At 62.9% G+C, this 21,754-nt stretch carries 21 protein-coding genes and 1 pseudogene; 11 read left to right on the top strand and 11 right to left on the bottom strand.

The window, feature by feature from the left end:
• The first annotated feature begins 109 nt into the window (after positions 1-109).
• Both nhaA and SA496_RS11270 read left to right on the top strand, forming a co-directional pair.
• Positions 110-1,459 carry a Na+/H+ antiporter NhaA gene (gene nhaA, locus SA496_RS11275; RefSeq protein WP_174235575.1) on the top strand — a complete coding sequence of 450 codons (1,350 nt, stop codon included), beginning with the start codon at positions 110-112 and terminating at the stop codon, positions 1,457-1,459.
• Positions 1,460-1,672: 213 nt separating this feature from the next.
• A complete protein-coding gene (locus tag SA496_RS11270) occupies positions 1,673-2,518 on the top strand; it encodes an alpha/beta fold hydrolase (protein ID WP_330115420.1) in 846 nt (281 codons plus the stop codon).
• 19 nt (positions 2,519-2,537) lie between these two features.
• On the opposite strand, the gene SA496_RS11265 is transcribed toward SA496_RS11270, so the two are convergent.
• Positions 2,538-3,014 carry an Lrp/AsnC family transcriptional regulator gene (locus SA496_RS11265; RefSeq protein ID WP_153919806.1) on the bottom strand — a complete coding sequence of 159 codons (477 nt, stop codon included), beginning with the start codon at positions 3,012-3,014 and terminating at the stop codon, positions 2,538-2,540.
• A gap of 142 nt (positions 3,015-3,156) precedes the next feature.
• Between SA496_RS11265 and SA496_RS11260 the strand changes: the two genes are divergently transcribed.
• Together SA496_RS11260 and SA496_RS11255 are read left to right on the top strand one after the other, a co-directional pair.
• Positions 3,157-4,404 carry a Zn-dependent hydrolase gene (locus SA496_RS11260; protein WP_330115419.1) on the top strand — a complete coding sequence of 416 codons (1,248 nt, stop codon included), beginning with the start codon at positions 3,157-3,159 and terminating at the stop codon, positions 4,402-4,404.
• A 34-nt stretch (positions 4,405-4,438) separates the two neighbouring features.
• A complete protein-coding gene (locus SA496_RS11255; protein ID WP_153919802.1) occupies positions 4,439-5,659 on the top strand; it encodes a diaminopropionate ammonia-lyase in 1,221 nt (406 codons plus the stop codon).
• 9 nt (positions 5,660-5,668) lie between these two features.
• Here SA496_RS11255 and SA496_RS11250 read toward each other — a convergent pair whose 3' ends face one another.
• A complete protein-coding gene (locus SA496_RS11250; RefSeq protein WP_153919800.1) occupies positions 5,669-6,280 on the bottom strand; it encodes a TetR/AcrR family transcriptional regulator in 612 nt (203 codons plus the stop codon).
• Between the two features lie 108 nt (positions 6,281-6,388).
• On the opposite strand from SA496_RS11250, the gene SA496_RS11245 reads away from it, so the two are divergent.
• The gene (locus tag SA496_RS11245) at positions 6,389-7,003 is read left to right on the top strand and encodes an NAD(P)H-dependent oxidoreductase (protein ID WP_120651150.1); all 615 of its coding nucleotides are present in this window, start codon (positions 6,389-6,391) and stop codon (positions 7,001-7,003) included.
• Between the two features lie 13 nt (positions 7,004-7,016).
• On the opposite strand, the pseudogene SA496_RS11240 reads toward SA496_RS11245, so the two are convergent.
• Positions 7,017-7,797: pseudogene (locus SA496_RS11240) on the bottom strand (CHAD domain-containing protein).
• A 152-nt stretch (positions 7,798-7,949) separates the two neighbouring features.
• Here SA496_RS11240 and SA496_RS11230 point away from each other — a divergent pair.
• Positions 7,950-8,366, top strand: a complete 417-nt coding sequence (locus tag SA496_RS11230) for a PaaI family thioesterase (RefSeq protein ID WP_153919795.1) — start codon at positions 7,950-7,952, stop codon at positions 8,364-8,366.
• Positions 8,367-8,538: 172 nt separating this feature from the next.
• Complete coding sequence (locus SA496_RS11225; RefSeq protein ID WP_120655202.1) at positions 8,539-10,542, top strand: peptidase U32 family protein; 2,004 nt, start codon at positions 8,539-8,541, stop codon at positions 10,540-10,542.
• Between the two features lie 165 nt (positions 10,543-10,707).
• Here SA496_RS11225 and SA496_RS11220 read toward each other — a convergent pair whose 3' ends face one another.
• The 6 genes from SA496_RS11220 to SA496_RS11195 all read right to left on the bottom strand — a co-directional run bounded on the left by SA496_RS11220 (position 10,708) and on the right by SA496_RS11195 (position 15,734).
• Entirely contained in the window at positions 10,708-11,376 is a 669-nt protein-coding gene (locus SA496_RS11220) for a TIGR04211 family SH3 domain-containing protein (RefSeq protein ID WP_153919792.1), read from the bottom strand.
• 9 nt (positions 11,377-11,385) lie between these two features.
• A complete protein-coding gene (locus SA496_RS11215; RefSeq protein ID WP_256673031.1) occupies positions 11,386-11,514 on the bottom strand; it encodes a hypothetical protein in 129 nt (42 codons plus the stop codon).
• 177 nt (positions 11,515-11,691) lie between these two features.
• Entirely contained in the window at positions 11,692-12,345 is a 654-nt protein-coding gene (gene nfsB / locus SA496_RS11210) for an oxygen-insensitive NAD(P)H nitroreductase (RefSeq protein WP_153919790.1), read from the bottom strand.
• A gap of 165 nt (positions 12,346-12,510) precedes the next feature.
• Complete coding sequence (locus tag SA496_RS11205; protein WP_153919788.1) at positions 12,511-13,263, bottom strand: hypothetical protein; 753 nt, start codon at positions 13,261-13,263, stop codon at positions 12,511-12,513.
• 138 nt (positions 13,264-13,401) lie between these two features.
• The gene (locus tag SA496_RS11200) at positions 13,402-14,883 is read right to left on the bottom strand and encodes a DUF5666 domain-containing protein (RefSeq protein WP_330115416.1); all 1,482 of its coding nucleotides are present in this window, start codon (positions 14,881-14,883) and stop codon (positions 13,402-13,404) included.
• The gene (locus tag SA496_RS11195; protein WP_153919785.1) at positions 14,880-15,734 is read right to left on the bottom strand and encodes a DUF6502 family protein; all 855 of its coding nucleotides are present in this window, start codon (positions 15,732-15,734) and stop codon (positions 14,880-14,882) included. The genes SA496_RS11200 and SA496_RS11195 overlap by 4 nt, the downstream gene beginning before the upstream one ends.
• 230 nt (positions 15,735-15,964) lie before the next feature.
• Between SA496_RS11195 and SA496_RS29195 the strand changes: the two genes are divergently transcribed.
• The 4 genes from SA496_RS29195 to SA496_RS11180 all read left to right on the top strand — a co-directional run bounded on the left by SA496_RS29195 (position 15,965) and on the right by SA496_RS11180 (position 17,703).
• The gene (locus tag SA496_RS29195; RefSeq protein ID WP_120651157.1) at positions 15,965-16,225 is read left to right on the top strand and encodes a hypothetical protein; all 261 of its coding nucleotides are present in this window, start codon (positions 15,965-15,967) and stop codon (positions 16,223-16,225) included.
• A 6-nt stretch (positions 16,226-16,231) separates the two neighbouring features.
• Complete coding sequence (locus tag SA496_RS29190; protein ID WP_442965079.1) at positions 16,232-16,510, top strand: hypothetical protein; 279 nt, start codon at positions 16,232-16,234, stop codon at positions 16,508-16,510.
• Positions 16,511-16,995: 485 nt separating this feature from the next.
• Complete coding sequence (locus SA496_RS11185) at positions 16,996-17,124, top strand: hypothetical protein (protein WP_256660960.1); 129 nt, start codon at positions 16,996-16,998, stop codon at positions 17,122-17,124.
• A gap of 135 nt (positions 17,125-17,259) precedes the next feature.
• The gene (locus SA496_RS11180) at positions 17,260-17,703 is read left to right on the top strand and encodes a hypothetical protein (RefSeq protein ID WP_330115414.1); all 444 of its coding nucleotides are present in this window, start codon (positions 17,260-17,262) and stop codon (positions 17,701-17,703) included.
• 99 nt (positions 17,704-17,802) lie between these two features.
• On the opposite strand, the gene katG is transcribed toward SA496_RS11180, so the two are convergent.
• Both katG and SA496_RS11170 read right to left on the bottom strand, forming a co-directional pair.
• The gene (gene katG / locus SA496_RS11175; protein ID WP_120651159.1) at positions 17,803-20,004 is read right to left on the bottom strand and encodes a catalase/peroxidase HPI; all 2,202 of its coding nucleotides are present in this window, start codon (positions 20,002-20,004) and stop codon (positions 17,803-17,805) included.
• Between the two features lie 338 nt (positions 20,005-20,342).
• Complete coding sequence (locus SA496_RS11170; protein WP_120651160.1) at positions 20,343-21,677, bottom strand: acetamidase/formamidase family protein; 1,335 nt, start codon at positions 21,675-21,677, stop codon at positions 20,343-20,345.
• Positions 21,678-21,754: the final 77 nt, after the last annotated feature.

The raw sequence follows: 21,754 nt of genomic DNA, 5'->3' as shown, positions 1-21,754 counted from the left end.
ACAAAAAAGGCACGGTAGTTTACGCGCCGGGTGTCTGGATGCGCTTCTGCGCCAGACAGGTTTCATGTGCTGGTCGGGCCGCCGCACAAGCTGCTGAGTATTAGCGACCATGAACCAAGCCCCTTCCCGAAAGGCGCTGCCGGCTGTGCAGCGTATTGCCGACAAGGCATTCTCCGCGTTCGAAAAATTCCTCCATATCGAAGCCGTCAGTGGCATCGTCCTGCTGATCGCCGCGGCGGCTGCGCTGACCTGGGCCAACTCCCCCTACGCCAGCAGCTACGAACATTTGTGGCACATGCCGCTGTCCATTGGCATCGGTGACTTCGTTATCTCGAACTCGCTGCACTTCTGGATCAACGATGCGTTGATGACGGTCTTCTTCCTCGTCGTGGGCATGGAAATCCGCCGGGAAATCCATGAAGGCGCGCTGGCCAACTTCAAGCTCGCCACCCTGCCCATGGTCGCTGCGTTCGGTGGCGTCCTGGTCCCCGCCCTGGTGTACCTCGCATTCAACAGCGCCGATGGATTGCGCCAGGGCTGGGCAGTACCAACGGCCACGGACATCGCATTCGCAGTCGGCGTCCTGGCGCTTCTGGGACGTTCGGTGCCAGCTTCGGTGCGGGTCTTCCTGCTGGCGCTGGCGATCATCGACGACATCGTCGCCGTGCTGATCATCGCGCTGTTCTATTCGGGCGGACTCGACCCACTCGGCTTCGCCATTGCCGCTGCCGGTATCCTGCTGGTGCTTGGCCTGCAACGCATCGGCATTGGTTCGGCCTACGCTTATCTGCTGCCCGGCGCGCTGCTCTGGTTCGGCCTGCTGAAGACCGGCGCCCACCCGACGCTGGCGGGCGTCGTGCTCGGTCTGATGACCCCGGTTCGCCCGGTCAAGGTCATGGACCCGCCCCTGCAGTTGGCTTCGCGAGCCATCAATGAATTTGCCGCGCGCGAACAAGCGCCCAATGGTGGTGCCGAGCTGATGGAGTTCATCAAGCAGCTTCGTCAGGCGCAGCGGGAGCTCCTGCCTCCGGTAACGCGCGTGCAGATGGCCCTGCATCCCTGGGTCGCCTACCTGGTCATGCCACTGTTCGCCCTCGCCAACGCCGGCGTGAGTCTGGCGGGTGTGAACCTTGACCAGGGCGGTTCGCTGGCAGTGCTCTCAGGAGTCGCGCTGGCACTGGTGCTGGGCAAACCACTCGGCGTTCTGTGCAGCAGCTGGCTGATGGTGCGCATGGGCTGGTGCAGCTTGCCACCGGGTATGACCTGGTCGTGGATGGTGCTGATCGGCTGTCTGGCCGGCATTGGTTTCACCATGTCGATCTTCATTGCCAATCTTGCCTTCAACCAACCCGACCTGCTGAGCGCTGCCAAGCTGGGTGTACTGGTGGCCTCGGTTGTCGCCGGGGTGGTCGGACTGCTCTACGGGCGCTTGCTGGTAAAGCGTGCAAGGCGAGCCTGACTACCCTGCAAACTGCCATGGCCACCAATCCGATTGGCGGCCATGGCCTTGAACCGCCGCATCCATTCGCCTGAACTACCCTGCATGGATGCCATCATTGCTTCGCATGCACGGGGCCATGCCCCTCCTCCTTCGCGCTGCGGTTGCGGACCGCTATGACGGTATCAGTGTGATTCATCATCCTGCCGCCCAACGCCTCGAGGGAGCGACGCCATGCCGAACGTCCAATCCGCCAGCCAGGTACCCAACCAGTTCGTCGAATGCACTGGCCGTCGCCTGGCCTACCGAGTGATCGGCGATGGCATGCCAATGGTGCTGTGCCTGCGTTTTCGCGGTGTGATGGACTCCTGGGACCCGGCATTCCTCGATGAGCTCACGGCACAGGGCTTCAAGGTGTATATCTTCGATTACAGCGGCCTGGGGCTGTCCGACGGTACACCCACCTATGACCCGGCATCGCTGGCACGTGACACCATCGAGCTGATCACCACACTGGGACTGGGCAAGGTCGTGCTGGGCGGCTGGTCGCTCGGCGGAATCGCCGCACAGGTGGCCATGCTGCAAGCACCACAGCTCGTCAGCCACCTCGTGCTGCTCGGCACCACACCGCCCGGTCAACTGGTGAAGACTGGCGAGCCGCTGTTCTATGAGCTGGCGCGCCGGGAGAACGACTTCGAGGATTTTGTTCACCTGTTCTTCGAACCGACCTCGCCTGCCAGTCGCGAAGAAGCCCTGCGCTCCGCCGAACGTATCGCCTCGCGCAAGGAGGGCCGATGCCCCGAGGTACCGCACGAATGGGCTGGCCAGCAACTGGGAGAGGGGCCGCGCAACCCGATGTTTCCGCTACAGCCCGCGCTGGATGCACTGCGTAACACCCGTATTCCGGTGATGCACCTCGGCGGCGACCACGACATCGTATTCCCGGTCGAGAATTGGCATGCACTGAGCCGCACCCTGCCAACCCTACATCTCGTCACCCTGCCGAGTACCGGCCACGGGCCGCACCTGCAGTATCCGAGGGCCAGCGCCAGGCACATTGCCGCCTTCGTTTTCGACTGAACGGCACTGCCAAGGGACGTCAGGAATCCGCGTCGATATCGACGGGAACCTCCAGCCCTACCTTCACATTGCTCATGGACACCAGCGTACGGAAGCGCTTGACGTTGTTGCTCTCGAAGAAGAGCTGCCGGGTCAGGTCGGTGTATTGCTCCATGCTCCTGACCGCGAGGACCAGCACGAAGTCGAACTCGCCTGCCACGTAGTAGCACTGCTGCACCTGCGGACAGGCGAGGAAGCTGCGTTTCATCGCATCCAGCAGGTCGAGCCGTTCGCTCTCGACTTCTACTTCCGTGATTACGGTCAGCTGGTGCCCCAATTGCTGCGGGTCCACCAGGGCCACCGTCCTGCGAATCACGCCTTCCTCGTTGAGGCGCTTGAGCCGACGATTGACAGCGGCAGCCGAGAGATTGACCCGGTCGCCCAGCGCCGCCTGGGACAATCCGGCGTCCTGCTGGACTTCCTTGAGCAGCTTGAGATCGAAGGCATCCAGATTCATGGGCAGGGCTCGATTGAGAGTTGATCGAAACGGGGCTTTCTCGAAATAAAAATGCGCAAAGTACCTGTAATCAGAGAAAACAGTGCGTACCCGAGCAATATTATTACGCCATCGACTGATTTGCTTTCCCGGAGCCTGCCTGATGAGTCTTCCTTCCGATGCGCAACCGTTGCAGCTCGACGGTGAAACCCTGCTCAAGCAGATTCGTAGCCTGGGCGAGATCGGCATCGAGCCTGGCCGGGAGGGCCGCACCCGAATCGCGCTGACCGATGCCGATAAAGCCGGCCGTGACCGGTTGCGGCAATGGATGGACGCGCTGGGCCTGAACGTGCGGACAGACCGCATAGGCAACATCTTCGGTACCCTGGGCGCGGATGGCGATCAGCAAGCGCCGCTGATGATTGGCTCCCACATCGACAGCGTGGCTGACGCCGGCGAACTGGATGGCTGTTACGGCGTGCTCGCCGGGCTGGCCGTGGTGCGGGCGTTTCGCGACGCCGCCACGACACCAACCCGCCCGATCACGGTTGCCGCCTTTACCAATGAAGAAGGTGTGCGCTACCAGCCGGACATGATGGGCTCGCTGGTACACGCAGGCGGTCTGGATATTGAAGTCGCGCTGGATACGCTGGGCACCGACGGCACCCGCCTGGGCAATGAACTGGATCGCATCGGTTACGCCGGCGACCTCGAGCCCGGCGCGCTGGCACCTCACGAGTACCTGGAACTGCATATAGAGCAGGGGCCGATTCTGGAAGCCGAAGGTATCCAGATTGGCGTGGTCGAGAACCTGCAGGGCATTTCCTGGCAGCAGATCACCATCAAGGGCAGCGCCAACCATGCCGGTACGACGCCCATGCACCTGCGCCGGGACGCGGGTTGGGTGGCCAGCAGCGTGATCAGCGAATTACGCGAGATAGCAGTCGACGGCACCCTGGCAACGGCCGGCTGCCTGCGCTTGGAACCGAACCTGATCAACGTCATTCCGCGCAAGGCGGTCTTCACGGTGGATCTGCGTCATCCCGATGAATCGCACCTTCGCGTTGCCGAACAGAAGCTGGCGGCTTTGCTGGCACGCATGGCTGACGAAGAAGGCGTCGAGGTCTGGAGCGAGCAATTAGTGCGATTCCAGCCGGTGACCTTCAATGCGGAGCTGGCCGCTGCCATCGAATCCTCGGCCAACCGTCTGGGACTCAGCCACAGGCGCATGACCTCCGGCGCAGGCCATGATGCGCAGATGATCGCGCGCATCGCGCCGGCGGCGATGATCTTCGTGCCCAGTCAGGGTGGCATCAGCCACAACCCTCGCGAGCACACCAGTGACGATCTGCTGCTGGCCGGAGCGCAGGTCCTGCTCGATGTGGTGCAACAGCGTCTTGCCCAGGCCTGACCACCCTTCCCTGTCTTCGTTTCCGGAGTCCACGATGCTGATCGCCAACCCCAAATGCACTCGCCGCCCCTATCCCGACGACTTGCGCGCCATCATGAGCGTGACCCAGGCCACCGAGAGCCGCACCTTGCTTTCCAGCTGGAGCCGCTTCGAGCGCGCGGTCACGCCCTTGTGGCAACTGCCTGACCTTGCGCGTGATCTGGGTGTCGGCCAGGTGCTGCTCAAGGACGAGGCGGTGCGTTCGGCGTTGGGCAGCTTCAAGGTCCTGGGAGCACCCGTTGCACTCGTGCGTCTCATCCTGCGGCGTTTCCCCGATATGGTTTTGGAGCCCCGGGCCTTGCTCGCGGGAAATTTTGCCGAGTCTCTGGCCGAGTTCACGGTGATCAGCGCCACCGACGGCAACCATGGCCGAGCCCTCGCGGCTGCGGCACAAAGCGTTGGTTGCCGCTGCGTGATCGTCCTCCACGCGCATGTCAGTACTGAACGGGAGCAGGCCATCGCAGCCTACGGCGCACGCATTATCCGCATTGACGGCAACTACGACGATTCGGTGCACGAAGCGGCCAGGCTGGCAGCCACAAATGGCTGGACCGTGGTGTCCGACACCTCCTACGAGGGCTACACAGAAATACCCCGCGATGTGATGCAGGGCTACGCGATCATTGCCGCGGAAGCGCTGGAAGCATTGGCGCCGCAGCAGGCCGGATGCCCGTTCAGCCATGTATTCCTGCAAGGCGGTGTTGGCGGCCTCGCGGCCGGGATTGCCAGCTACCTCTGGGAGCGTTACGGCGCCGCGCGACCAACCATGATCGTCGTCGAGCCAACACAAGCCGATTGCCTCTACCAGAGTGCCCTGACCGGAAAGGCAACCCGGGCCAGCGGCTCGGTGGACTCGGTGATGGCCGGGCTGGCTTGCGGTGAAACATCTCCTTTGGCCTGGCAGTTCCTGGAAGGCTGCATCGACCATTTCATGACCGTGGAAGACGCCGAGGCCGTAGCGGCGATGCGCGTCCTGGCCAAGGGAAGCGAACGTGACCTGCCGCTTGTGGCAGGCGAGTCTGCAGTGGCCGGGCTTGCTGGTCTCAGGCAGCTGATGGGCACTCCCCAGGCTGCTGAACTTGGGCTCGACCGCCAGTCACGCGTCCTGCTGATCAGCACCGAAGGGGCCACCGCGCCGGCGCTCTATGCCGAGCTGGTAGGCGAGCCCGCCAGCGCGGTTCTGGCGCGCCAGGAACAATGGTTGCAGGTGCAGTGACGCACTGTCTCAACTACGCCGGGCGTTGCGCTCGACCATGGCCACGATGGTTGCGCGGAGTTCATCCCGCGCCTCCTGCGGCGTGATCTCTCCGGTTGCAGCGGCATGGGACAGTGCCTCCGCCGCACCCAACATGACACGCAACCCGGCCGGGCTAATGCCCCCCTCGCCCGCGAAGGGCGCCAGCGCAGCCCGACACTTTTCCAGGAACACCGACTCGTACTCGCACTTGATGGACTCAAGCTCGGGTGAAGCAGCCAGGGACGCGATCACCCCCGGAATCTCACGCCCCTGGGACAGTACGCATTCGACATAGGACGAGGCGATCACCGCAGCCCTACCCTCCAGCGTCGTCTCGCTGGCCTCCAGCGCCGCATCCATCAGCGCCGTCTGGCGTGTATCGAACTCCACGTACAACGCCGCAAGCAGCCCTCCCCGAGTCTTGAAGTGGTCATAGACCACGGGCTTGGTGACGCCCGCCTGCTCGGCCAATCGGCCCAGGGAAAGCGCATCGGTGCCCTCCTCCCGGACCATCTGCCAAGCGACATCCAGCAGCTGCCGCTGCCGCTCTTCCCGGGATAAACGACGGCGCGGACGCGCCTCTTCATCGAGTGTTGACATGGCTAACCTACCAAACGTAAGTTACCAACCGTAACTTACCAAAAGTAACTTGGCGCACAGGATATCGGGCGCCAGTCTCAGCCGCAATCCACCCGCAGGAGCCCTGCCATGCACGCCCTGATTGTCGTCGCCCACCATGATCCCCGTTCGCTCACCCACAGCCTCGCTGCACAGGTTGCCGATGGACTGAAGCACTCCGGCCATGACTCGGAGATCGCCAACCTTGCCGCGGAGGGCTTCGATCCGCGGTTCAACTTCGCGGATCACGCCGTCCACCGCCACCAAGTGGCACCCCCAGCCGACGTCGCAGCCGAGCAGGCCCGTATCGACCGTTCAGATGCGCTGGTGCTTGTCTTCCCGGTTTACTGGTGGTCGATGCCCGGCGTGCTCAAGGGTTGGATCGATCGTGTCTTTGCCAACGGATGGGCCTTCGAGTACAGCCTGGATGGCGGGCTGAAGAAGAAGCTGCGCCACCTCAAGGTCCATCTGATCGGTGTGGCGGGTGCCGATGCGGGCACCTTCGAACGCCACGGCTATAGCGAAGCGATGAAAACGCAGATCGATCACGGCATCTTCGATTACTGCGGCGCGACGGTACTGACCTCTGCGGTGTATTTCGAGTCGGAATCCAATGACCCGGCGCCCTACCTGGAAGCGGCTCGATCCATCGGACTGAAACTGTTCGAGACCGCTGCCAGGCCCGAGTTGATTGAAGCAGTCTGAACCGGCGGACACCCTATGCAGCCGAATGGGATTCCTCTTCCAGGCATTCTGCCAGGATGGAAAGCTCAACTTCGGCTGCACTCAACTCGGCAGCTCCGGCGATTTCCCAACGATCCTTGAGTACCAGCAGGTCCGCCTCCTGATCGGCTTTCAGGCACCACTGGAAGTGGTCGTGCCAATCGCCCAAGGCGGACTGCACGGCCTTCAGCGCCGTAACCGCGTCATGCCCGATTGGGGAGAGTTTGGGGTAAGCCTCATGGGCATAACGCATGCGTTTGACCAGGAGGCGCAAGGCGTGGCGATCGAATGCCGGATCGGCAAGGGATTCGCGTAGACGTTGCAACTGCCGTTGCAGGCGAATCTTCACCCGTTCGCGAAGGTTGTCGAGCTCACCATTGAGCTCTGCCTCGCGCATCCGTGCTGGCCAGGCATCCAGCACCGCCATGAAACGCTGCAGCGTGGCGCTGCGTTCGATGATGGCGTAGTGGGACTCCAGCAGGTGCCTGCGGCGCTCCGCCTGATCAACGAAACCCTGCCGCTGGAGTTCAACGATCAGCACTTCGAGGTCGCGCACCGGAGTCGTCAGCCGGCCGACGTCAGCGGCTGCCGGCTGACGACTCCTTGGGCGCTGCCAGACGACGCATGGGGCGCAGCAGGCTGCGCAATTTACGCAGATGGATTCGCAGGTCATGTAGCGCTTCTTCATCCGTCCGGCAGGCAAGTCGCGCATATGCGTGATGAAGCCCGACTTCCAGTCCCAATACATGAGCGATCACCGAATCGATGAATGACATCCTGGCTACTCTTCGAGACAAGGTCCGAGGAGCGTAGCTGTCGAACATGAGAATGATGTTGCACCAGGTCAAATTTCGATTCTGGCCCGGCATGGACAGGGTCGGCGGGGATGTGGCAGCGTCCGGGCGATATGTAGCCAGGAGCGTTCGACATGATCGGCAAGACGGAAGCGATAGCGCGATTCATCCAGCAGGAATTCCCCCAGACCCGCGTCGTGGTCGACGAAGTGTGGGATCGCAGTGCGCGTGTTTCGCAGGAGGTCGATGAGTCCGACCTGCGGCCCGGCGGCACCGTTTCCGGCCCCACCCTGATGGCACTTGCCGATGTGGCGCTCTACGTCGCCCTACTGGGCGAGATCGGCATCGTTCCCCTGGCCGTCACCACCAGCCTCACCATCAACTTCCTGCGCAGGCCCGAAGCGCGCAAACGCATCATTGGCGAGTGCCGGTTGATGAAGGTCGGCAAGACCCTGGCAGTGGGCGAGGTTTCGCTCTTTTCGGAAGGTCTGGAGGAGCCGGTGGCCCATGTCGTGGGTACCTACTCCATCCCGCCAGCCTCGACGCGCTGAAGGCTCCGGCTACGGAACCGCCAGTTACAACCGTTAGCGCCCTTCTCCGGTGGCCCTGGGCATCCTGTTGTGCCGCCGGACGAAGCCGTCCTCCATCCGGCACCCCATGGATGCTCAGGTGGCGCATGCCCGCTACAATGCGCCACCCGCACCCGTGCCGGACGTGATTGCCATGCCCTTACCCAAAAACCAATTAGAACTGCTCAGCCCCGCCCGTGATGTGAACATCGCCCGCGAGGCCATCCTGCATGGCGCCGACGCCGTGTACATCGGCGGCCCAAGCTTCGGCGCCCGCCATAACGCCTGCAACGAAGTGGCGGATATCGCCAAACTGGTGGAGTTCGCCCACCACTTCCATGTGCGCGTATTCGTCACCATCAACACCATCCTCCACGACGACGAGCTGGAGCCGGCGCGCAAGCTGATCCACGAGCTGTACGACGCGGGCGTCGATGCGCTGATCGTGCAGGACATGGGCGTGCTCGAACTGGACATCCCGCCCATCGAGCTGCACGCCAGCACCCAGACCGATATCCGCACCCTGGAGCGAGCGAAGTTCCTCGACCAGGCCGGTTTCTCCCAACTGGTGCTCGCCCGCGAACTGAACCTCAAGCAGATCCGTGCCATCGCCGATGAAACCGATGCCGCTATCGAGTTCTTCATCCATGGCGCGCTCTGCGTCGCCTTCTCCGGTCAGTGCAACATCTCCCACGCCCAGACCGGACGCAGCGCCAACCGGGGCGACTGCTCCCAGGCTTGCCGCCTGCCCTACACCCTGAAGGATGATCAGGGCCGCGTGGTGGCCTTCGAGAAGCACCTCCTGTCGATGAAAGACAATAACCAGAGCGCCAACCTGAGTGCCCTGGTGGACGCCGGAGTGCGCTCCTTCAAGATCGAAGGCCGCTACAAGGATGCGAGCTACGTCAAGAACATCACTGCGTACTACCGCCAGCGCCTCGACGGCATCCTCGCCGAGCGTCCCGATCTGGCCCGTGCCTCCAGCGGCCGTACTGATCACTTCTTCGTACCGGACCCGGACAAGACCTTCCACCGCGGCAGCACCGACTATTTTGTCACCGAGCGCAAGATCGACATCGGCGCCTTCGACACGCCGACCTTCACCGGTTTGCTGGTTGGCCAGGTGGAGAAAGTCGGCAAGCGCGACCTCATTGCCGTGACCCATGAGCCGCTGTCCAACGGCGACGGTCTCAATGTGCTGGTCAAACGTGAGGTCGTGGGCTTCCGGGCTAACATCGCCGAACTGAAGGGGGAGTTCGAGGAAGAAGGCGAAAAGCGCTGGCGCTACCGCGTCGAGCCCAATGAAATGCCGGCCGCCCTGTCCCGGCTGCGCCCCAATCACCCGCTCAGCCGCAACCTGGACCACAACTGGCAACAGGCGCTGCTGAAGACCTCGGCGGAACGCCGGGTTGGCGTCGACTGGAAGGCCAGTCTGCGCGAAGACGGCCTCGAGCTGACCGCCACCAGCGAGGAAGGCGTCAGCGCCCATGTCAGGCTGGACGGTCCGTTCGGGGCGGCTAACAAACCCGAGCAGGCCCTGGAGCAGCTGCATGACCTGCTGGGCCAGTTGGGTACCACCAGCTATCACGCCCAGCGCATCGAACTGGATGCGCCCCAGGCCTATTTCATCCCCGCGTCCCAGCTCAAGGCCCTGCGCCGCGAGGCGATCGAGGCACTGACCGAGGCCCGTGTAGCCGCCCACCCCCACGGCAGCCGCAAGGCCGTCAGCGTGCCGCCGCCGGTGTATCCAGAGGCGCACCTGTCGTTCCTGTACAACGTCTACAACCAGAAGGCGCGCGACTTCTACCATCGCTACGGTGTGCAGTTGATCGATGCGGCCTACGAGGCGCACGAAGAAGCTGGCGAAGTCCCGGTGATGATCACCAAGCACTGCTTGCGCTTCTCGTTCAACCTGTGCCCGAAACAGGCCAAGGGCGTGACCGGTGTACGCACCAAGGTGGCGCCGATGCAACTGGTCCACGGGGATGAAGTGCTGACCCTGAAATTCGACTGCAAGCCCTGCGAAATGCACGTGGTGGGCAAGATGAAGGGCCACATCCTCGACCTGCCGCAACCGGGTAGCGCAGCGAGCAATGTCGTGGGCCAGATCACCCCGGACGACCTGCTCAAGACCATCCGCCATCGCGGGCCGCACTGAGTTCTGGCACCCGCTTTCAGGGAGGGCCGCGCCATGGATAACACCACTGGCCGGCCTTACCGCCGACGTGGGCTAGCCGTGCATCTGCTGCGAAGCTGAATCTGGCGCCGCCCCGCTAGCCCCGACGCATTATGCAGACAGGGCCGCCGAGGCGGTTTCAGCTCATCACACCCACTGATCGTTGCGCTTGCGCCGCACGCGCAGGAAGGTCGGCAGGATCAGCCCGGCCAGGAGACCTGCACCGGCGATGCTGCCGCCGTAGACCATGTAGCGCATCAGCACTTGCTTGTTCTCGTCGCCCAACTGCGCCTGTGCATCACGCAGTTCAGAGCGGGCCTGGGTCAGCTCGGCATCCAGCGCCGAGCGCGCGGCCTGCAACTCGTCGATGAGCTTCTTGCGTGCATCCAGTGTCTCCTGCATGCCCTGTACACGGGACTTCCACGAATCATCGATGCCGGCGAGCTGCGCGCTGAGCTCGCTCACTTTCTGCTCAAGCTGCGGCAGACGCTCGACCTGGCCGGGTACTTCCTGCAGGTCGCGGCTGGGAATCCACACACTGCTGCCATTCTCACCACGAACCTGGCTGTATTCGCCCTGGGTCGTGAGCAGCTCGACCTTCTGCCCGGAGGTCAGCGTACCCACGATGCGATATCCGTCAGTCGGACCACTACGAACATAGGTCGTCAGGCTATCGCTCACCCAGCGCGTGTTGCCAGCGGGCTCCTCGGCCTGGGCCGGTGCCCCGGACATCAGCAGGCCACCCAGCATGAGGGCGCCGAGGGCACGGGACTGGAGCGGGGAAACACGGGCGTGGAAATGACGGGACAGGGTCATGGGCAATCTTCACATGGCGATGGGACAAAACCCGGCAAAACGGGCACGTAAAAAGCCGGCCGGGCAGATTGCTCCAGAGAGGTAAGCGATCAGGATGGAACGGAAGGCAGCGCAGTCGCCCAGGTAGCGAAAGGCCATGCAATCCACCCCGTGGGCCGACAGCAGACAGACAGCGTGCGAACGGATTGAGTTCACTCGTGGGAAGGATGTGGGATGGACGGTCCGTCCATGCGCTCCGGCCCCTTGCCTGAATTGCGGGAACTCACGGAAGGTGCAGCGCCCCGGGAAACGGGGCACTGTGGGATATAAAGGGTTTCAGAGGGTGGTGATGACGCGTTCAGATGGCAGACGCGATTTGGGCAGTGCGGCGTTGAAGTCCTTCTCGCTGCGGTGACCCAGCGCCACCAGCACCACGCTGGTGTAACCCTGCTCGCGAAGGCCCAGCTCGGTATCCAGCGATTGCACATCGAAGCCTTCCATCGGCGTGGCATCCACGCCAACAGCGGCGGCGCCGAGCAGCAGCGTGCCCAGGGCCAGGTAGGCTTGCTTCTCCATCCAGTGCTGCAGGTCCTTGCGCTCGAAACGGTGCAGGTTCACGTAGGTCTGCCGCGTGCGTAGCTGGCCGGCACGAGCTTCGTCGTCACGGAAGCGGCCGTCGTCCTGCTCCTGCTGGAGTACCTGCGCCAGATGGGCATCGGTCATGTCTGTGCGGGCACAGATGAGGATCACGTGTGAAGCATCCAGCACCTTGGGCTGGTTGTACGCATAGGGTCCCTGGGTACCTTTGGCCATGCGGGCCTTGCCTTCCGCGCTGCCGGCGACGATGAAGTGCCAGGGCTGGGAGTTGACCGACGACGGCGCCTGGCGGAGCAGCGCCAGCAGCTCGTCGATGGTCGACTGGGCGATGCGCCGGGCCGGATCGTATGCCTTGGTGGTATAGCGCTGGCTGGCGAGGGAAGCGGGATTCATGGTTGCACTCCGGTTATCGGTGACGGTATGGGCACGGAGTGTGACGAGGATGTACAACCACAAACAGCCGCGGGAGGACGAAGGACTTTCAAAGGAAACACGAAAATGGCCAAATTCAGTGTGGTTATTTTCGCGTCATTAACGACTGCCAAACCGCGCGAGCAATCAGAACCTGTGACTCAACATCACCCCACCGCCGGAGTCCGGACTGGCATCGGAAAAGCCTGCCAGCGCGTACACCTGGACCTTCCATTGGGCGTCGAGTCTCTGGGTCAGGAACAGGGTGAACTCCTGGATTTCATCGCCATCGGAAGTCACTTTCTGTCGCCAGTCATAGGCAGCGCCAATGGAAGTCGCCGGCGCCACGCGCGTGACCAGGCCCAGCGAGGCGAAGATCGGGTCGCGAAAGTCGGTGTCCGACGGATCGCCGAACTTCTTCCAGCCCAGCGTGGCGAAGCCACTGAAACCGCCGAAACCCTGCGTCAGGTCCACCTGTGCCGAATAGTCGGTCTCGCCCGTGCCGAGGCAATGATCCTCATCGGCCGTCGGTAGCTTCACCTTGCCGATCAGGTCCAGCAGCAGGCTGCCCCCGTCACTGCCATCCAGCAACGCATAGTCGGCGCTGGCCACCGTGTCGCCGAGGCCACTTTCTTCGCTGCCGCAGTCGCCTGCCAAGGGTTCTCCATCCGGCCCCACGGCGGGATTGGTGATATGCAGGTAAGGGATGGTCAGCTTGTAGATCATCGGGCCGGTTTCATACTTGCCGACCACCGGGACATACCAGGTTTCACTGACGGTCGGGGTTCCGTACTTTCCTCGTGAGTAATCGAGCCCCGACGTAATCGTGAAATCATCCGCCAGGGCCGGCGCCGCGAGGAAGACCAACAGGATCGGGGAAATCATGCGCGTAGGTGCCATGCTTACCTCGTTGCGCTCAAGACGTCGGAATCCACACTTGGCACCCCAACTGACCGGGGAACACCTTCCCCAGATTAGCTTTCCTTTCGGATTCCGCTCTCGCGCACCGCCCGGCACCAGCAGCGCGGGACGACAGGGCTAGTGGGGACCGGACCGGTCCACTCGCTCCACCTCTTCCGGGCGCTCCACCGTCTCTGGACGTTCGACCTTCTCAACCCTTTCGGGCTTCTCAACGCGCTCCACACGTTCGATCTTTTCCACGCGCTCCGGTTTATCAACCTGCTCGGGGCGCTCGATCTTCTCGATCCGCTCGATTCGCTCGACGCGCACGCCATTCTCGAAAATCTCGATCCGCTCGCGGGTTTCCACGCGGTCAGCAGACTCGCGCGTTTCTATCCGTTCCCGGCGTTCCAGTTCGCCAGATGCCGACTCTACCTCCCGCTCTATCCTTTCTCGCGTCTCGCCTCCACCGTCGCGGCCGCTGGATTCAGTCCTCACCCGCTCCACCGAATCATGGCCGCCGCTTCCGGAGTTCCCGCTCTCGTGTCGTTCCGACTCCGCCGAGCCGGAACCCGACCCGCTGTGATCCGAGCCGCGGCGAATGGAGCCGTCGGGGTTGTCGCGGACGAATTCGACCCGCTCGGCATGGATGCTCCGCCCTGCCCTGATAACCCCGGCAACGCGTACGCGCTGGTCGACCGCCAGCTCATTTGAACGCCCGCCGGCGAATGAAGTGCCATGCCCCAGTTGCACAGTGAATCCGCCCAGCTCGACACGGTCCCCCTGCTGCTTGTGCACCAGCCCTTCCACGAGGACATTGCGTACGCGTCCCTCGAACGGCAGCCCCGGATCGACCCGACTCTGGACGACATCCAGCTGGCGGCCGTTCCAGTTGCCTCGTACAAGCACCTCTGTTTTGGGTGCCAGCCGTTTGTTACTCAGCGCCAGCCCCTGTAGTTCACCTGGCCGCTCGATGGCACCGATCGCGCTTGCCTGGGCGAGCTTCGGTGCCCGATCGATCCGGCTGGCCACGACTTCGCCAACGGAATTACGCAGTCCGCTGACCCGCACCGCATCGCCTACTCGCAGCCCTGCCGTCACACGCGCCCCGTCGGCAATGCGTACCGGCTGCCCCATCACCCGCAAGGGAACGCTGCCCGCGGCGACCTCGGTTACCGGACCCTCGTAGGCATGGAGGATGGCAATACTCCGGGCCACCAGCCCTCTTGCCGATCGGTGGGCTTCCACTGCAACCACCTGACCGATCGCCAGTTGCTTGCTGCTGGCCGGCAGCCCGTTTTCGCTGAGCGACACCTTGGCGTCGTAGTGGACTTCCACGCCATTGACGCAGATGGAGCCAAAGCCGGTGATGGTTCCCACGATGCCGGTCCCGCCGATGCCGCCGTCATCGACGGGGGCCCCTGTGCCACCGATCCCGCCATGCTCCGCGGGTGCGACTGGTGCCCCAGTGCCGCCTATTCCGCCGGTGGCAACAGCGCCTGTGCCGCCCATTCCCCCCGGATCGAGGCACACGGGTGCCGCCACCGCCACGGGAGCAACGAACAGCAGCGTCCCGCCCAGCAATGCCAGGGCGCACAGGAGACGTAAGGCGATTCTCATGATGAGCGGCCTGTTTTCGGCCTGGAGGCGTCCGGTGGATTGCCTTCAGTGTAGAAATAGAGGCCGATGGTGATTCGCTGCCGCGCCTCGGGCTCCGGCACGTCCCTTTCTTCCAGTTCCGAGGCCAGCTGGTTGAACCCGATCAGCACTTGCATGCCTTCAGTGCTGACCGCCTGGCGCAGCTGCTGGACCGCGGCGGACGACAAGCTGTCGTAGTGGACACTCCGCTCGAAGAAGGGCTCCCCCCCTTCGGTAAGGTTGTGCACGGCCGCGCAAGCATGGTCATGCAGGTTGTGACGGAAATAGACGGCCTTCTCATCGAACCCGCGCTGCGGAATGAAGGCCATGGTTTCCAGGTGCACACAGTCCTGCTCGTCTATCCGCACAATGCCCAGGCGCAGCCACTCGTCCAGCACAACGCGGGCGCGGATATCCTTGCTGACTGTCGCGACCAGTCCATCGAACGAGCATTCACCGCCGCTGCTGGCGAGTCGCGCCAAAGGCAATGGTCGGCCGGGCTGCTTGCAGAACGGTGCATTGTTCAGCCAGACGCTGACCAGGTGGGCACCGAGGGAGATATTCTCCGGTAGATGGTTTTTCTCCTCGGCCGCCCCGCTGCGCAAGCGTCTGACATCCTTGCGATGGACGCCGGTGAGCAGGCTGATCCTGCTGTCGCTAGGCGGTTTGTCATCCAGCCGGAATTCACGCTCGGCCACGTTGACGAAAATTTCCTTGAGCATTTCGGCGAAGCAGTTGTAGGTGACCCCTTTCCTCAGCATCAGCCTCACCAGCGGGCGCATCACGTGCTGTAGCGCCGGCAACAGCGAGGGCGGGAAAGCGGGTAATTGCATTCAAGGCGCTCCTGTCGAAATGAATACAAATGAACGCGCGGGCAGACGTCCCGGCAGCCTGCCCTGAACGTCTCCCGCTATTGTCGACGGCGTTGATCGTCGCCCCCGATCCTTCAGGCAATCACATCCGTCACCCTGGTCAGGCCGGCTACACAAGTCCCTGTGCCACTCCGAGTCTTGTATAGCAGTGGCCTGGCCGCTCAGGCACCGCCGCGATCATCGCCGACGTCATGGTCAGGCCCATCGTCTGCGCCTTGGCCCACGCCATGTGCTTCGCCCAGATCGTGATCGGGACCGTCATCCGCCCCCCGTCCCACACCGTGCGCTTCGCCGACATCGTGATCAGCACCATCGTCGGCACCATGGCCTACGCCATGTGCTTCGCCAACATCGTGATTCGCACCATGGTCGTTGCCACGACCGCTGTGCGCACTGCCCGGTCCACTGTTGCCACCCTGACCACCGGCGTCGCCGTCGCCGCTGTGACCTGACCCGCTGTGACCACCGCCATCCCCGCCGTGGCCACTCCCACCACTTCCACCACCGCCGCCATGGCCACCACCGCCGCCGCCATGACCACCACCGCCACCGCCGTGACCACCACCGCCACCGCCATGACCACCACCGCCACCGCCATGACCACCACCGCCACCGCCATGACCACCACCGCCGCCGCCACTGCCACCGCCGCCACTGCCACCGCCACCGCCACCACCGCCACTTCCTCCATCTTTTGCATAAGCGCTGGAGAAGCCGCCGATGTAGTCAGGGACTAGAACGGTCGAAGCCGATAGAACGCCGCCAATGGCGAGCGCCAGCAAACACTTCTTGAGCAGCATGATGAACCTCCGAACGGAGTTGCGTAGTCATCTCCCTATCGAACGCAAGAAATGGAAATTGGGTTACCGCTTCCTTAGAGCCACTGACCAACCAGCTCGACCTCCGCATACGACCTTGTAGTCAATTTCAGAATTCGCATGAGGCGTGTCAGCCGGTTTGTATTTTGTTGTGGGATTTTTTCCCACACCTTGAGGCTAGTCCCGGTCGCCCGAGTGTCAACGACCGATCATCCGGAGTTCTGCTCATTGTCAAGGGCTGCATTTGTAGGAGCGAGCTTGCTCGCGAAACTCCCGAGCCTGCCCATTCGCAAGCAAGCTCGCTCCTACATATTCGGTCTGCGCAGAATCCATGCTTCCAGACTGCGCTAGCGGCCAGGCCCGCCATACTTGGCAGCAACGCCCTCCTCGCCTGGAAGCCGGACATGAAGCCTCGGTCCCTCATCAAGTTCGTTCTGGTCGTTGCCGTGTGCGTCTACGCGGCGGTCTTTTTCGCCTATTGGGCGGCGTTCAAGGGGCTGCCCCTTTCACAGCACCAGGACATCTGGGGGTAATTCGGCGGCTACATCGGCGGTCTGCTGACTCCAGCGCTGTCCTTCCTGGCACTGATCGCCCTGCTCTTCACCATCGTGCAGAACCAGACGGAGCGGGAGGGAACCCGCAAGGAAGCCGCTCGCAGTGCAAGCGCCTTGGCGCAGCAGGTCGAACACTTCGAGCGCAAGGAAAAGGTGGATGAGCTGGTACGGCTGTCAGAGCAGCTGCATGGGGACATTGGCAAAGTGATGTCGATCGAACTCACGGTGACCGTGCCCAAGGCGGGCGCTATAGAGCCTGTCGCAATCACTGAGAGCATCGGTCACCTGCTCTCGGGCCGTTCGACGAATGAGCTGCTGTTCATCCCCATGGCCATGCAGCAGGGCAGCTTCAGCCATTACTTCCATCTGATGGCGGGCTGGATAGATGCGCCGACCGAGTACATGCAGCAGTATACGAGTCTGACCCGCAGCAAAATCCTGCCGCGGTTCTATGCATTGAGATACACACCCTCGGCGCGATTCCTGGAGGGCTTTCATTACGTCCATGGCAGCGTGGTCGAATACCTGGAGAGCACCCTGCCGGAGAACGCCCGCTGAAGTAATGTGCCCCTGAAATGCCACGCCGCCGACAGGGATGCCCTGTCGGCGGCGTGGGTCAGGGAAGTGACGAGGCAGGCCTGTAAGGACCTGCCTTACTCACCCTTGCTTCAGGTCGTAGCGGTCCGCATTCATCACCTTGGTCCAGGCGGCGACGAAGTCGCGCACGAAAGCCTGTGGCGAGTCGGAACTGCCGTAGATTTCCGCGATCGCTCGGAGCTGGGCATTGGAGCCGAAGATGAGGTCCACCACAGTGGCGGTCCACTTGGGTGCGCCGCTGTTGCGGTCACGACCTTCCAGCACAGTCGGATCGGACGCGGACCTTTCCCATTTGGTACGCATGTCCAGCAGGTTCACGAAGAAATCGTTGGTCAACGTTTCCGGACGCTTGGTGAAAACACCGTGCTGGGACTTGCCGAAGTTGGCGCCCAGTACGCGCAGGCCGCCAACCAGCACAGTCATTTCCGGAGCGCTGAGCCTCAGCAGTTGGGCCTTATCCACGAGCATTTCCGCCGTCGAACCTTCGTAGCCTTTCTTGGCGTAATTGCGGAAGCCGTCGGCGAGCGGCTCCAAGGGCGCGAAGGACTCCACATCGGTCTGCTCCTGCGAGGCATCGGTGCGGCCGGGCGCGAAAGGCACGGTCACATCAACACCGGCTTTCTTCGCCGCGGTTTCGATACCCACGCCACCGGCCAGCACGATCAGGTCGGCGAGCGAGACTTTCTTACCGGAGGCATTGAAGTCCTTCTGGATACCTTCCAGGGCAGCAATTACCTTGGCCGCTTCAGCCGGCTGGTTGACCTCCCAGTCCTTCTGCGGAGCCAGGCGCAGGCGAGCACCATTGGCACCGCCGCGCTTGTCGCTGCCGCGGAAGCAGGATGCGGCAGCCCAGGCGGCGCCGACCAGTTCGGAAACCGATAGGCCGGTCCCAGCGATCTTCGCCTTCAGGGTGGCAATGTCCTGTTCATTCACCAGTGGATGGTCGACAGCTGGAACCGGGTCCTGCCAGATCAGCTCCTCCTGCGGCACCAGCGGACCGAGGTAACGGCTGCGTGGCCCCATGTCGCGGTGGGTCAGCTTGAACCAGGCGCGGGCGAAGGCATCTGCCAACTCCTGTGGGTTGTCCTTGTAGCGGCGAGAGATTTTTTCGTAGACAGGGTCCATGCGCATCGCCATGTCAGCGGTGGTCATCATGGGCGCATGGCGCTTGCTGGGATCGTGGGCATCCGGCACGAGGCCGTCTCCCGTTGTCCCTTGGGGTTTCCACTGGTAGGCGCCAGCCGGGCTCTTGGTCAGCTCCCATTCGAAACCGAACAGCGTTTCCAGATAACTGTTGTCCCATTGGGTCGGTGTCGGCGTCCAGGCGCCTTCCAGGCCACTGGTGATGGTGTCGCTACCCATGCCGGTTCCGAGGGCGTTCTTCCAGCCAAAGCCCATGTCGGTGATATCGCCGGCCTCCGGTTCAACACCGACGTTCGCTGCATCGCCAGCGCCGTGGCACTTACCGAATGTGTGACCACCGACGGTGAGGGCCACGGTTTCCTCGTCGTTCATTGCCATGCGGGCAAAGGTCTCACGGACGTCGCGGCCAGAGCCCAGCGGGTCCGGATTTCCGTCCGGACCTTGCGGGTTCACGTAGATCAGGCCCATCTGCACGGCAGCCAGCGGATTTTCGAGTTGCCTGTCCCCGGTGTAGCGACTGTTGGGTTTGTCGCTGGTCGCCAGCCACTCATGCTCGGCACCCCAGTAGACGTCGTCCTCGGGTTCCCAGACATCCACGCGCCCTCCGGCGAAGCCGAAGGTCTTGAATCCCATGGATTCCAGCGCAACGTTGCCGGTCAGGATCAACAGATCGCCCCATGACAGCTTGTTGCCGTACTTCTGCTTGATCGGCCACAACAGGCGGCGCGCCTTGTCGAGGTTGCCGTTGTCCGGCCAGCTGTTGAGCGGTGCGAAACGCTGGTTGCCTGTGCCCGCGCCGCCGCGGCCATCGGCGATGCGATAGGTGCCGGCAGCGTGCCAGGCCATGCGGATGAACAGCGGGCCGTAATGGCCGTAGTCAGCGGGCCACCAGTCCTGCGAGTCGGTCATCAGGGCGTGCAGGTCCTTGATGACGGCATCGAGGTCGAGGGTCTTGAATGCTTCGGCATAGTTGAATTCCGCCCCCAGGGGGTTGGACGCTGCCGAGTGCTGATGAAGGATCTTGAGATTAAGTTGGTTGGGCCACCACTGCGCATTCGATGGCATAACACCCGCGATCACATTTTTCCCTGAGAACGGGCACTTTGCTTCGCTAGACATGCTTATCTCCTCTCATTTTGTCTTCAGCCAACCACTCTATTCAGCTTGGAATCCAGGTACCGACCCAGCCAATAGGTTTTGGAAATGGCATTGATAGTAGACAAGGAATGTGAAACCCATATTGGAGGAGCCCGCTGGCGCAAGGCCCGCGGCGCTGGCGGTGAAGGGATATCCCACGGGATATCAAGGGTTTCCAGGGCTTAGCACGGGGAGTGCTGGGGGCGATCGGCAAGATAATGAAACGATCTTTCAGCCATAGTCGAATTCAATCGTCTGGCCCGTCAAAAGGCTCGCAGGAAAGGGGCAGCCAACCTGCGAGCCGCGACGCGGGTACAGGGTCAGTCGATCTGGTACTTCTCCCGCACCAGATGGCCGATGCCCATCCGGTCGAGCACGTCCATCGGGCACAGCAAGGTCACGCGAACCGTACCGGGCAAGCGACTGATCTCGATGGAGCCGGTAATGGTGGCGCGATTGAGCACCTCGTCGTAGGGCAACCCGGTGGCCGCTGCGGCGCGCTCCAAGCCGTTTTCGGTGGCGGCGTTCAGGTTCTTGCCACTGCCGATGAAGGTAATCGGGCCGTTGCGTTCGACTTCGTGCTGACCCCAACGCGCACCCAGATCCTGGACCTTGCGGCGCTGCTCGGCGGTCATCGGCCGAGCCATGGGTGGCAAGTCATCGAGGTTCTGCAGGAGAATCGGGCCTTCCAGCGTCAGGTTCTTGATCACCTCAACCGTCAGCTCGGTTTCCCCTGATACGTCCGTCGCGTGTCCGGCGATCTCGCCATTACCTTGCTGGGCATGCATGTCGCCCATGTAGACGCCGGCCCCCGGCACCTTTACCGGGCAGATCAGGATGCAGCCCTCGCGCACTGAATTGGTGTCCATGTGGCCATCGGTCTTGGCCGCATGCAGTTCTTCTTCGCTCAGGCCGTAACGATGAGGCGCCCCGACCAGGTACTGGCCGAAATCGGCGCAGTTGTGCGAGTCGGGAATGTCACGGGACGGCGTGGTGCCGATGTTTCCAAGGAACGGCCGCATGTGGGCCGCCACGCCGGGCATGTCAGCGCGGGCCAGCGAGAGGATCGAATGCTGCTCGGCGAGCGCCGGCAAGGCGGACATCTGCGAGGCATCGCCGGCCAGGCCGTTGGCCACCTCCTGGTTGACGGTCAGGCTGACCTGGTTCTCCTGGTCCAACACGATCACGTAGCCGTGGCCGAAGCGGAAGGCGCTGACCTCCGCACCGCAGTTATTGCAGCGGATCGCGTCCTCTCCTATGCCTTCGACATGGCTGGCCGGATGTTCGGTGCCGCACTTCGCGCAGAATTTCGAGACGAAGGGGTCGCCGTGGTAGCGGCCCTCGACGAACTTCATCACCCCGGACGAGGTGGCCAGCGAAGTCACCCGCATCCGGATGATCTTCAGCGCCACTGCATCGCCCACTTCGGCCCCCTCGATCGCAACGGGTTGCGTCACTTCATGGCCGCCCTGGAATGCCGGGGTGATCATAGGTCCCCAACAGCCTGGAGGCGTGCCGGTGATCAGGGTGCCGCCATTCGCCAGTGGCCCCAGCATGGGCAGGCTGGGCCCGACGATGCCGTTGGTGTAGGTGCGGACATTGAGTCGGTCGACGGCCGGCTGGTTGGATTTCGTATCAGGCAGGCTTCTGGTCATTGGGTACCCCATCGATGGTAATCAGCGTAGGTCCGGTGCCTCGTCAATCAGCAAGACGTTGGTGCGCCCGGGAACGA

It is taken from the genome of Pseudomonas sp. JS3066 (assembly GCF_036328175.1).
GTDB lineage: Bacteria > Pseudomonadota > Gammaproteobacteria > Pseudomonadales > Pseudomonadaceae > Metapseudomonas.
Note: the sequence above shows the minus strand (reverse complement) of the source record. Positions and strands in the feature narration are given on the sequence as shown.

Excerpts from the sequence above, each read along its gene's own strand:
- nhaA (WP_174235575.1), top strand. The coding sequence starts at position 110 with ATGAACCAAGCCCCTTCCCGAAAGGCGCTGCCGGCTGTGCAGCGTATT.
- SA496_RS11270 (WP_330115420.1), top strand. The coding sequence starts at position 1,673 with ATGCCGAACGTCCAATCCGCCAGCCAGGTACCCAACCAGTTCGTCGAA.
- SA496_RS11265 (WP_153919806.1), bottom strand. The coding sequence starts at position 3,014 with ATGAATCTGGATGCCTTCGATCTCAAGCTGCTCAAGGAAGTCCAGCAG.
- SA496_RS11260 (WP_330115419.1), top strand. The coding sequence starts at position 3,157 with ATGAGTCTTCCTTCCGATGCGCAACCGTTGCAGCTCGACGGTGAAACC.
- SA496_RS11255 (WP_153919802.1), top strand. The coding sequence starts at position 4,439 with ATGCTGATCGCCAACCCCAAATGCACTCGCCGCCCCTATCCCGACGAC.
- SA496_RS11250 (WP_153919800.1), bottom strand. The coding sequence starts at position 6,280 with ATGTCAACACTCGATGAAGAGGCGCGTCCGCGCCGTCGTTTATCCCGG.
- SA496_RS11245 (WP_120651150.1), top strand. The coding sequence starts at position 6,389 with ATGCACGCCCTGATTGTCGTCGCCCACCATGATCCCCGTTCGCTCACC.
- SA496_RS11230 (WP_153919795.1), top strand. The coding sequence starts at position 7,950 with ATGATCGGCAAGACGGAAGCGATAGCGCGATTCATCCAGCAGGAATTC.
- SA496_RS11225 (WP_120655202.1), top strand. The coding sequence starts at position 8,539 with ATGCCCTTACCCAAAAACCAATTAGAACTGCTCAGCCCCGCCCGTGAT.
- SA496_RS11220 (WP_153919792.1), bottom strand. The coding sequence starts at position 11,376 with ATGACCCTGTCCCGTCATTTCCACGCCCGTGTTTCCCCGCTCCAGTCC.
- SA496_RS11215 (WP_256673031.1), bottom strand. The coding sequence starts at position 11,514 with ATGGCCTTTCGCTACCTGGGCGACTGCGCTGCCTTCCGTTCCATCCTG.
- nfsB (WP_153919790.1), bottom strand. The coding sequence starts at position 12,345 with ATGAATCCCGCTTCCCTCGCCAGCCAGCGCTATACCACCAAGGCATAC.
- SA496_RS11205 (WP_153919788.1), bottom strand. The coding sequence starts at position 13,263 with ATGGCACCTACGCGCATGATTTCCCCGATCCTGTTGGTCTTCCTCGCG.
- SA496_RS11200 (WP_330115416.1), bottom strand. The coding sequence starts at position 14,883 with ATGAGAATCGCCTTACGTCTCCTGTGCGCCCTGGCATTGCTGGGCGGG.
- SA496_RS11195 (WP_153919785.1), bottom strand. The coding sequence starts at position 15,734 with ATGCAATTACCCGCTTTCCCGCCCTCGCTGTTGCCGGCGCTACAGCAC.
- SA496_RS29195 (WP_120651157.1), top strand. The coding sequence starts at position 15,965 with ATGGTCAGGCCCATCGTCTGCGCCTTGGCCCACGCCATGTGCTTCGCC.
- SA496_RS11185 (WP_256660960.1), top strand. The coding sequence starts at position 16,996 with ATGAAGCCTCGGTCCCTCATCAAGTTCGTTCTGGTCGTTGCCGTGTGC.
- katG (WP_120651159.1), bottom strand. The coding sequence starts at position 20,004 with ATGTCTAGCGAAGCAAAGTGCCCGTTCTCAGGGAAAAATGTGATCGCG.
- SA496_RS11170 (WP_120651160.1), bottom strand. The coding sequence starts at position 21,677 with ATGACCAGAAGCCTGCCTGATACGAAATCCAACCAGCCGGCCGTCGAC.